Genomic DNA, 10,653 nt, shown 5'->3' on the forward strand with positions numbered 1-10,653 from the left:
GCTACGGCGCCATCGCCACGGCGGTGGCGGCGGTGAAGGCCGGCGCGGTCGACTATCTGCAGAAGCCCGCCGACGCCGACGACGTGGTCAAGGCCCTGCTGATGACCGGCGAGGCGCCCGAGCCGCCGGACAATCCGATGAGCGCCGACCGGGTCCGCTGGGAGCATATCCAGCGCGTCTACGAGCTGTGCGATCACAACGTCTCGGAGACGGCGCGCCGTCTGGGCATGCATCGCCGCACCCTGCAACGCATCCTGGCCAAGCGCGCGCCGCGCTGACAGGCGCCGACGTTCGGCCGCGCCCTAACCACCCCAGGCCGCGTCGGGTCGGGAGGTCCGCGTAGCGGCCGACGGTCCGCGGCCCAAAGCGGAGTGTCCATTCGCGAAACGCGAACGGACAGGCGTGATCGTTCGCGAAGTCGGGGCGTCCTCTCCTGCAAACGGCGTGGCGGCCCGTGAAGGCGGTCGGCACGGTCGGGTCATCGGAGGCCCGGTGGTCGGGTCTCTTCCTGAGGACCCTGACATGATCCGCATCGCCACCCTGGCCGCCGCCGCGCTTCTGGCCCTGACCGCCGTCCCCGCCCAGGCTGAGGACGCCACCGTCACCCTGACCTTCGAGACCGGCGCCCGCACCGGCAAGGTCATGGTCGCCCTGTTCAACTCCGAAGCCTCGTATCAGTCCGGCCAGCCGGTCGCCGCCCAGGCGGTCGACGCCAGCGGCGCGGTAGTGGCCGTCTTCGGCGACCTGCCCGCCGGCGACTATGCGGTGAAGGCGTTCCACGACGTCAACGGCGACGGCCAGATGAACACCAATCCGTTCGGCATTCCCAACGAGCCCTACGCCTTCTCCAACAACGCTCCGGCCAACATGGGTCCGGCCAGCTGGAGCCGCGCGCGCTTCACCGTCTCGGGCGACACCGCCCAGACGATCAGCATCCGCTGAGCCTTTTCTCTCGGGGGCTAACGCGCCTTGCGCTGCTTGAGCCCCCGAACCCCCTGACTCCAAATTTCGAAGAGACAGTCATGCTCGCCTCCCGCCGCCACTTCCTGATGGGCGCCGCCGCCCTGTCCGCCGCCGTCGTCACGCCGGAGACGGTCCGCGCCATGGCCGCCATGCAGGCGTCAGCCGACTGGGCCCTGGCCACCGCCGACCTCGAGGTCGATATCGCGCCCCGGGCGATGCGGCTGGCGAGGGGCCGGGCTCCGGCCGGGCTGGAGGGCGCCCTGTTCCGCAACGGGCCGGCCAAGTTCCGGCGGCCGGGCGGGTCGGCGACCCACTGGTTTGACGGCGATGGCCTGATGCGCGCCTTCCGCGTCCGCGACGGACAGGCCACGCTGGAGGCCCGCTTCGCCGACACGCCCAAGCGGCGCTGGGAGAGCGAGATCGACGCCGTGGTCACGCCCGGCTTCGGCACCCCCGGAGACGATCGCGCCCGCGTCGGCTCGCCCGACGCCGCCAACGCCGCCAACACGGCGATCATGATGGCGGGCGACGAGGTCTGGGCCCTGTGGGAGGCCGGCTCGCCCCTGGCCATGAACGCCTCGGACCTGTCGACCAAGGGGTTCGTCACCCTGCGCGACGACCTGAAGGGCATGCCCTTCCAGGCCCATCCCCGCTACGACCCCGACGGCACGGTCTGGAACATCGGCCTGTGGGGAGACCGGATGGTCGTCTGGCGGCTGAACGCCGACCGCAGCCTGCACACCGCCGAGATCGTCGAGCTGCCGCGCGCCTGCTACATGCACGACTTCACCGCCACGGCCCGCCACCTGGTGATCGTGATGCAGCCGTGGGTCTTCGACCACGACACCATGCCCTTCGCGGCGCGGTTCGCGTGGAAGCCGGAACTGGGGACCCAGGTCATGGTCATCGACAAGGCCGACCTGACCCGCCGCCGGATCTTCGAACTGCCGGCTTTCAGCTATTTCCATCTGGGCGACGCCTGGGAGGACGGCTCGGGGACGATCCGCTTCGACGTGGCGGCGGGCAAGGACATGACCTTCGCGATGGAAGGCGCGCGGGTCTTGGTTGAGGGCCGGGGGACCGTGCCGGGCGAACCCGCGCAGCTGTCGCTGGTGACCCTCCACACCGACGGGCGGGCGGAGATGACGTCCTCGGGCGTCACCGCCGAGTTTCCGCGCAGCGATCCGCGCCGGGCCGGCCTGGCCCGGCGCTACACCGCCCACGTCGCGGGCGAGCGGGGCGGGCGGCCCCTGCCGACGGGGCTGGCGGTGCATGACTGGGAGACCGGGCGCTCGGACGGCTTCGACTTCGGCGACGGCGTGATCATGGAAGAGGCGGTCTGGGTCCCCAAGCCCGGCCGTTCGGGCGAGATCGACGCCTGGCTGGTCGCGCCGGCGATCAACCTGCGGCGGGGCGTGACCGAGCTGCACGCCTTCGACGCCGCCCGAGTGTCGGACGGGCCGACGGCCAGCTGGCGGGCGGACATCGCCCTGCCGGCGGGCTTCCATGGGCTGTGGAACGGCTAGATACGGCGCCTAGTACCAGCCGGCCTCGCGCAGGGCCTTGGCGTAGCGCCGGCTGACCGGGGCCTCCACGCCGCCGTCCAGGGTCAGGGTGGCGCGGCCCTCGCCCCGGCTGACGGCGCGCACGGCGTTGCGCGCGACCCACCAGCTGCGATGCGTCTGGGCGCCTTCCAGCCCCTTCAGCTCGGTCAGGGCGTCGGACAGCCGCATCAGGATCAGGTCCGAGCCGCGGTCGGTGTGGATGCGCAGATAGTGGTCCTCGGACTCCACCGCCCGGATCGCCGCGCCGCGCAGCTTGGGCGGCAGGCGGTCGAGGAAGCGGGCCGGAGCGCCGCCGACGGGCGCGGCGTGGGTCTGCACCGGGGCGCGTTGCAGGAAGATGTTCAGCACGCTCATCACGCCGGTCACGACCGTCACCGGAATGAAGAAGTAGACCAGCCGTCCGACCGCCGGGTGCCGACCGTGTTCGAACAGGAAGACCGTGTAGCCCCATACGACGAACGTCAGCGGCACGGACATGGCGGCGGTCAGGACCAGGGCGCCGAGCCAGGGCTTGCGGTCGAAGTCGATCCAGCGCTCGATGATCTGCGAGCAGACGTGTCCCCAGACGGCCCCGCCGATCATGAGCGGCACCCAGTAGATCAACCGGTGCAGAAAGGGCGCGCCGGTCATGCCGAAGGCGCCGGTGAAGGCCAGCACGACCCCCGCGATCGACGAGACGGCCAGACCCTTCACCAGGTTGCGATCCAGCGTCAGCGACAGACGAAATGGCGCGTCCGTCACTCGGGCCTCGGCGTGCAGACGGCGCGGAAGCCGGCGGCGGCGAAGCGCACCATGTAGTCGGCGGCGCTCTCCAGATCGCCGGAGCGGCACAGGCCGCCGGACAGGCGGTCCAGGCGGCCCGTCTCGCCCAGCGTCAGGGTCAGGGCGCCCGACAGGTTGTGATAGGCCCAGTACAGGTCGACGTCGCGCGCTTCGGGCAGCACCTGCTTGATCAGCTCGATCAACCGGCGGATGGCCGGGTCGAAATAGCGGGCCATGGTCTCGCCGCCGAAGGTCGGGTTGGCGTTGGTCTGGGCCACCAGGGCCGAATAGTGTTTCCAGCCGGGCCCGCCCTTCAGCGACCACTGGAACGGCGGACGCAGGAAGGCCTCCAGCAGCCCCTCCAGCGTCATCGTCTCGCCGACCTCGCGGGCGTAACGATTGATGGCGTCGACCCGTTCGTTGTTCCAGACCTCGGCCCGGCGCAAGAAGACGGCGTCGAACAGGCCGCGCTTGGCCCCGAAATAATAGTGGACCAAGGCCGTATCGACCCCGGCCTCGCGCGCCACCTCGCGGATGGTGACGCCGTAGAAGCCGTGCTTGGAGAACAGGTCCTCAGCCGCGTCGAGAATAGATTCCCGGGTGTCGCTACCGCCGGCGGCCCGCGTTTTCGGCGGCCGGCCCCGCCGCGCGGGGCGGACCTCGGAATCGGGAGCGGGCGCATCAAGCTTGGTCATGGCCCACGCTAGGCCGTGGGACCCCGCCAGTGCAACGGCGCCACAGGTTTCCGCCACGCTTCCGTCGCGGAAGCGCCACGGTTTGACAGAGGAGGGAAAACGGTTACCTTCCCGGAAAATCATTGAACGCTGAATAAAAGCGTCGACACCGGAAACATCAGGGATTGGGGCTGCAAATGAACAGACTCGTGAAAACCGCCTTGCTCGCGGGGGCCGCCTGGAGCGCGCTCTCAACCATGGCCATGGCGCAGGACGTCCCCCAGGACGGGGCGTCGACGCTGGACGAAGTCGTCGTCTCGGCGCGTCGTCGCGATGAAGCGCTGAAGGATGTGCCGATCTCGGTCTCGGCCATCGGCGCCGAGCGCCTGGAACAGACCGGCGCCGCCGACATCACGGCCCTGCAGCAGCAGACGCCGAACGCCACCGTCCAGGTCGCCCGCGGCTCGAACTCGACGCTGATCTCCTTCATCCGCGGCATCGGCCAGCAGGATCCGCTCTGGGGCTTCGAGCCCGGCGTCGGCCTGTACGTCGACGACGTCTATGTCGCCCGTCCTCAGGGCGCGGTGCTGGACATCTATGATGTGCAGCGCATCGAGGTCCTGCGCGGCCCGCAGGGCTCGCTGTACGGCCGCAACACCGTCGGCGGCGCGGTCAAATACGTCACCTCGCGCCTGTCCGCCGATCCGGAACTGACGCTGCGCGGGTCCTACGGCAGCTATAATCAGACCGACCTTCTGGCCATGGGCAGCCTGCCGCTGGCCGACAATTTCCGCGTCGGCGGGGCCATCGCCAGCTATCAGCGCGACGGCTACGGCACGAATCTGAACACCGGCGCCGAGCACTACAACAAGGACGTGCTGGCCGGCCGGCTGAGCGCCGAATGGGAACCGCGCGAGGACGTCCAGATCCGTCTGGCCTACGACCGCACCGAGGACGACTCGAACCCCCGCCACGGCCACCGCGAAGTGGCCGGCGCGACCCCGAACTCGGGCGTTCCCGGCAGCGTCTACGACACCTACGCAGGCATCGGCGACAACAACTCGGTGATGAACCAGGGCCTGTCCGCCACGATCCAGATCGACGTCAACGACCACTGGACGTTCAAGTCGATCAGCGCCTGGCGCGAAGGCGACACGGACACCGTCATCGACTTCGACAACACCCCCGCGCCGACGCTGGACATCCCCGCCTACTATTCGGACGACCAGATCACCCAGGAGTTCCAGTTCCTGTTCAACTACGACCGCATCCAGGGCGTGATGGGCTTCTTCTACCTGGACGGCCATGCGGAGGGCGCGTTCGACACCATCGTCGGCAACCCCCTGCTGCCGGTGGCGAGCCAGTTCGTGATCGGGACCTCCGGCTATGTCGACACGACCAGCTACGCCTTCTTCGCGGACGTGAACCTGGACCTGACCGACCGGCTGCACCTGTCGCTGGGCGGCCGCTATACGCTGGACGAAAAGACCGGCCGCGTGTTCCGGGCCAACTACGCCGGCGCGACCCGCAGCCCGCTGCTGGGCGGCACGGCCCGCGCGCCGACCCTGCTGCGCACCGACTATCGGCGCACCAAGGACTTCGACCAGTTCACCCCGAAGGTGGCCCTGTCGTATGACCTGACGGACGACCTGACGACCTACGCCTCGTTCTCGCGGGGCTTCAAGTCGGGCGGCTTCGACATGCGCGGCGACGCGATCCTGACGCCGGACACGGTCAACGGCTACAATCCCGAAACGGTCGACTCCTACGAGATCGGCCTGAAGGGTTCGCTCAGCCGGCTCTCGTTCGCCTCGTCGATCTTCTACAACGAGTACAACGACCAGCAGGTGACGACCCAGGTTCCGGCGGTGGGCGGCATCGCCTCGTTCGTCGACAACGTGGGCTCGTCCACCTTCTACGGGGCCGAACTGGAAGGCCGCCTGCGGATCCTCGACAACCTGACCGCCAACTTCGCGATCGGCTATCTGCACTCCGACTTCGAAGAGTTCCTCCGCTACAATCTGACGACCGCGAAATACGAGGACATCTCCAGCCAGGTCGTGCTGCAGAACGCGCCGGAATGGACCGGCTATCTCGGCTTCACATGGATCGGCGACGTGGCGGGCGGCGAGCTGGCGGTGACCCCGTCGATCTCCTACCGCGGCGACTACAGCCAGTTCGAGTTCCCGAACCCGGTCCTCGACCAGCAGGCCTACAGCCTGGTCGATCTGTCGGTGGTCTGGACCGATCCGAGCGACCGCTTCACGGTCGGCCTGTACGGCAAGAACCTGACCGACGAGGAATACCGCGTCGGCGCCTACAACTTCGCAGGCGCGACGTTCGACAACTCGCTGATCGGCTACTACGGCCCGCCGCAGACGGTGACCGCCACGGTTCAGTTCAAGTTCTGACCCTCTGAAGCCTGATCGGTTCCGATCAAGGGCGGCGGTTCTGACGAGCCGCCGCCCTTTTCTTCTGGCGCCCGCCGACGGCGCCGCTACGGTTCGTTCAAAGAAAAATACAAGTCGAGGGAAACGCCATGACCGCCACCGACGCCCCGGTCCCGGAACCGACGGCCGCCCAGCCGCCGGCCAAGGGGGGCTACCGCTACTATGTGCTGGCGGTCCTGATCCTGGTCTACATGCTGAACTTCCTGGACCGGCAGATCATCGGCATCCTGGCCGCGCCGCTGAAGGCGCATTTCGCCATGTCGGACACCCAGTTCGGACTGCTGGGCGGCATCGCCTTCGCCTCGGTCTATTCGACCCTCGCCATTCCCCTGGCCTGGCTGGCCGACCGGTTCAGCCGCGTCTGGATCATGACCGGCGCCCTGGCGGTCTGGTCGGGCTTCACCGCCCTGTGCGGCGTCGCCGGCTCCTTCACCCAGCTGTTCCTGTTCCGCATGGGCGTGGGCGTGGGCGAGGCGGGCGGCGTGGCCCCGGCCTATTCCCTGATCGCCGACTACTTCCCGCCGCACCAGCGGGCCCGCGCCCTGGCGGCCTTCGCCTTCGGCATTCCGCTGGGCACCGCGGCCGGCACCCTGATCGGGGGCCTGGTGGCCGTGGCCTACGGCTGGCAGACCGCCTTCATCGCCGTGGGCCTGCTGGGCCTGATCGTGGCGCCCGTGCTGCTGTTGACCGTGCGCAATCCGAAACGCGGCGCCACCGACGCGGCCAAGATCGTGGATCCGCTGGCTGACGCCACGCCCGCCGCGCCGGGCTCGGCCCGCGCCGGGATGCGCGCCGCCCAGATCATGCTGGTCCTGGGCGCAGCCGCCCTCGTCGCGGCCGCCATCTCGCACTTCACCGGCGGGACCTCGACCCTGCTGTTCGCCTTCGGCGGCCTGCTCGCCATCGCCATCGGCGCCTCGCTGTTCGTCGCCCGCTCGACCGCCTCGGTCCTGATCCCCAAGCGCAGCTTCTGGCTGCTGGCGCTGGGGGCGGCGTCGTCCTCGGTCTGCGGCTACGGCGTCGCCGGCTGGCTGCCGCTGTTCATGATGCGCAGCTTCGGCCTGACCTTGGGCCAGACCAGCTGGTACTATTCCGGCGTCGCCCTGATCGGCGGCCTGCTGGGCATCTGGGGCGGCGGCATGATCGCGGACAAGCTGGCCAAGCGCGGCAAGGGCGCCTATCCGCTGGTCCCGGCCATCGCCTTTCTGATCTCGGCGCCCTGCTTCGTGCTGGCGATGAACTCGCCGTGGCTGATCGGCCAGTTCATTCCGGGGGGCGGCACCCAGGTGCAACAGCTGACCCTGGCCTTCTTCATCTTCCTGATCCCCACCGGCCTGAACCTGGCCTGGCTGGGGCCGATCACGGCGGCGGTCCAGCATCTGGCCCCGGCCCCGATGCGTTCGACCGCCTCGGCCCTGTTCCTGCTGATCAACAACCTGCTCGGCCTGGCCGTCGGCTTCTTCTACTTCGGCTGGATGAGCGACCTGCTGCGTCCGCAGTTCGGGGACGAGAGCCTGCGCTGGGCGATCTACACCGGCATGGGCTTCTACATCCTGGCCGCCTTCCTGCTGATCGGCGCGTCGCGGACACTCAAGAAGGACTGGGTGGACTAGAGCGAAATCGGTTGACTTGGACGCAGTCCAACTCGGCTCAGATTTCGCTCCAGTTTGATGCTGGACCATTCTTTTGGCTTCAGGTCGTACCGACCTGAAGCAAAAATGGTCTAGGGAAAACGCCCCGCCGCGCCGGCTGACGCGGCGTGACGGTTGCACCTGCGAACGTGGGGGTCCTATAAGCGCCCCACGTTTTCCAGGCAGCGGTCCTCCCCATGAACATTCACGAGTATCAGGCCAAACAGGTCCTGAAGGGCTTCGGCGCACCGGTCGCGGCCGGCGTCGCCATCACCAGCGCCGACGAGGCCGAGGCCGCGGCGCGGCAGCTGCCGGGTCCGCTCTATGTCGTGAAGAGCCAGATCCACGCCGGCGGGCGCGGCAAGGGCAAGTTCAAGGAACTGGGCCCCGACGCCAAGGGCGGCGTGCGCCTGGCCCGCTCGATCGAAGAGGTCGTGGCCAACGCCAAGGAAATGCTGGGCAACACCCTGGTGACCGCCCAGACCGGCGACGCGGGCAAGCAGGTCAACCGCCTGTACATCGAGGACGGCGCCGACATCGATCGCGAGCTGTACCTGTCGATCCTGGTCGATCGCGACCATGGCCGCATCGCTTTCGTCGTCTCGACCGAGGGCGGCATGGACATCGAGGCGGTCGCCCACGACACGCCCGAGAAGATCGTCACCCTGGTCATCGATCCGAACACCGGCGTCACCGACGCCGACGTGGCCAAGATCAACACCGCCTACGGCCTGACGGGCGCGGCGGCCGAGGACGGTAAGTCGCTGTTCCCGATCCTGTACAAGGCCTTCGTCGAGACCGACATGGCCATGCTGGAAGTCAATCCGCTGATCGTCATGACCGACGGCCACCTGCGGGTGCTGGACGCCAAGGTCAGCTTCGACGGCAACGCCCTGTTCCGCCACGAGGACATCAAGGCGCTGCGCGACGAGACCGAGGAAGACGCCAAGGAGATCGAGGCGTCCAAGTACGACCTGGCCTACGTCGCCCTGGACGGCGACATCGGCTGCATGGTCAACGGCGCCGGCTTGGCCATGGCGACGATGGACATCATCAAGCTGTACGGCAAGGAGCCGGCCAACTTCCTGGACGTCGGCGGCGGCGCCTCGAAGGAGAAGGTCACCGCGGCCTTCAAGATCATCACGGCCGACCCCAACGTGAAGGGCATCCTGGTCAACATCTTCGGCGGCATCATGCGCTGCGACGTCATCGCCGAGGGCGTGGTCGCGGCGGTGAAGGAAGTGGGCCTGAAGGTGCCGCTGGTCGTTCGCCTGGAAGGCACCAACGTGAAGGAAGGCAAGGCCATCCTGAACGAGTCGGGCCTGGCCATCACCGCGGCCGACGACCTGGACGACGCCGCCCAGAAGATCGTCGCGGCGGTCGGTTGAGTTCATTCGCTTACCGTCCCTGAGCATCGGGGGCCGGTTGGAGAGAGGCCTTGGCCAAGTTCGAAGTGGTCGCGATGGCGCTGGCGCCGGAGCGGCACATCAGCACCTTCGTCGCCCACTACCGCCGCAGAGGCGCGGATCGCATCCGCGTCTTCTTCGACGGGGAAACGGCGCTGGCGGGGGACTTTGAAGGCGCCGAGGTCATCGCCTGCGACGAGGGCTTCTGGCGCGATCTGGGCGTTTCACGTCCCGAAAGCGTCGAGGACCGGCAGAGGGCCGTCTACGATCTCGCCTACCGCCAGACGGCGTCCGACTGGCTTCTGGTGGTCGATATCGACGAGTTCATCCTGGGCGAGGGGTCGATCGGCGACCTGCTGGCGTCGACGGCTTCGGATCGGGAATCCGTCATCTTCCGCACCGTCGAGGCGGTCTACAGCGACCAGCACGATCTGTCCCAGGAGTATGGGGCGGCCTTCTTCAGACGATCCTATGGACGCCCCTTCAGCTCGGTCCTGCCCTATCTGCTCTATCCGGGCTGCGGCGGCTTCTTCACCCAGGGTTTGCTCGGCCACGACATGGGCAAGCATGCGGTCCGGGCCGGCCTTTCCGGCGTCGAGATCTGCATCCACGAATCCAAGCGCGGTGGCGCGCCCCTGTCGGCCGCCGTGGCCAAGACGCTGCTTCTGGCCCATTACGACGCCATCAGCCTGGAGCAATGGCGCGGCAAGTGGGACCGGCGGCTGGCGGTCCAGGACACCTGGGAGATGGGCCGCAAGCGACGCCTGCAATCAGCGCTCTATGACCGGGCGCGCCGCCTGGGCGCCGAGGCCGAGCTGTTCCGGCGAATCTACGTGGTCAGCGGCTTCCAGACCTTCGTCCTTCGCTGCCTCAACCTGATCATTCCAAACAACCAAACGATTTGACCGTCCAGAGAGAGCCTTCAGATGTCCATCCTCGTCAACAAAGACACCAAGGTCCTCGTCCAGGGCCTGACCGGCAAGACCGGCACTTTCCACACCGAGCAGGCGCTTCGCTATTACGGGACCAAGATGGTCGGCGGCATCCACCCCAAGAAGGGCGGCGAGCTGTGGCACGGGTCGGAAGGCGAGACCCTGCCGATCTTCGCCACGGTCGCTGAAGCCAAGGACGCCACCGGCGCCGACGCCTCGGTCATCTACGTGCCGCCGGCGGGCGCCGCGGACGCCATCATCGAGGCCATC

9 protein-coding genes and 1 pseudogene are annotated in these 10,653 nt (G+C 68.2%); 8 read left to right on the plus strand and 2 right to left on the minus strand.

Going from position 1 to position 10,653, the window contains the following annotated elements; all coding sequences use genetic code 11:
* The 3 genes from Q0C81_RS09795 to Q0C81_RS09805 all read left to right on the plus strand — a co-directional run.
* The coding region (locus Q0C81_RS09795) for a helix-turn-helix domain-containing protein (RefSeq protein WP_291836973.1) at nt 1-278 on the plus strand (278 nt) is incomplete at its 5' end.
* 244 nt (nt 279-522) lie between these two features.
* Nucleotides 523-942, plus strand: a complete 420-nt coding sequence (locus Q0C81_RS09800; protein WP_291836975.1) for a DUF2141 domain-containing protein — start codon at nt 523-525, stop codon at nt 940-942.
* Between the two features lie 80 nt (nt 943-1,022).
* Nucleotides 1,023-2,489, plus strand: coding sequence for a carotenoid oxygenase family protein (locus tag Q0C81_RS09805; RefSeq protein WP_291836977.1), 1,467 nt, complete (start codon nt 1,023-1,025; stop codon nt 2,487-2,489).
* Nucleotides 2,490-2,498: 9 nt separating this feature from the next.
* Here Q0C81_RS09805 and Q0C81_RS09810 read toward each other — a convergent pair whose 3' ends face one another.
* Together Q0C81_RS09810 and Q0C81_RS09815 are read right to left on the minus strand one after the other, a co-directional pair.
* Nucleotides 2,499-3,269 (minus strand): LytTR family DNA-binding domain-containing protein, encoded by a 771-nt coding sequence (locus tag Q0C81_RS09810; RefSeq protein ID WP_291836979.1) that lies wholly within the window; start codon nt 3,267-3,269, stop codon nt 2,499-2,501.
* A complete protein-coding gene (locus Q0C81_RS09815) occupies nt 3,266-3,985 on the minus strand; it encodes a TetR/AcrR family transcriptional regulator (protein WP_291836981.1) in 720 nt (239 codons plus the stop codon). Before Q0C81_RS09815 ends, Q0C81_RS09810 begins: the two co-directional genes overlap by 4 nt.
* Nucleotides 3,986-4,161: 176 nt before the next feature.
* On the opposite strand from Q0C81_RS09815, the gene Q0C81_RS09820 reads away from it, so the two are divergent.
* The 5 genes and pseudogenes from Q0C81_RS09820 to Q0C81_RS09840 all read left to right on the plus strand — a co-directional run.
* Entirely contained in the window at nt 4,162-6,375 is a 2,214-nt protein-coding gene (locus tag Q0C81_RS09820; RefSeq protein ID WP_291836982.1) for a TonB-dependent receptor, read from the plus strand.
* A gap of 128 nt (nt 6,376-6,503) precedes the next feature.
* The gene (locus Q0C81_RS09825) at nt 6,504-8,027 is read left to right on the plus strand and encodes an MFS transporter (protein WP_291836984.1); all 1,524 of its coding nucleotides are present in this window, start codon (nt 6,504-6,506) and stop codon (nt 8,025-8,027) included.
* A gap of 215 nt (nt 8,028-8,242) precedes the next feature.
* Nucleotides 8,243-9,433, plus strand: a complete 1,191-nt coding sequence (sucC, locus tag Q0C81_RS09830; RefSeq protein ID WP_291836986.1) for an ADP-forming succinate--CoA ligase subunit beta — start codon at nt 8,243-8,245, stop codon at nt 9,431-9,433.
* A 50-nt stretch (nt 9,434-9,483) separates the two neighbouring features.
* Entirely contained in the window at nt 9,484-10,356 is an 873-nt protein-coding gene (locus tag Q0C81_RS09835) for a glycosyltransferase family 2 protein (protein ID WP_291836988.1), read from the plus strand.
* Nucleotides 10,357-10,377: 21 nt separating this feature from the next.
* Nucleotides 10,378-10,653 (plus strand): annotated as a pseudogene (locus Q0C81_RS09840) (succinate--CoA ligase subunit alpha); the annotation flags it as partial.

This window comes from Brevundimonas sp. (genome assembly GCF_023259385.1).
Lineage (GTDB): Bacteria > Pseudomonadota > Alphaproteobacteria > Caulobacterales > Caulobacteraceae > Brevundimonas.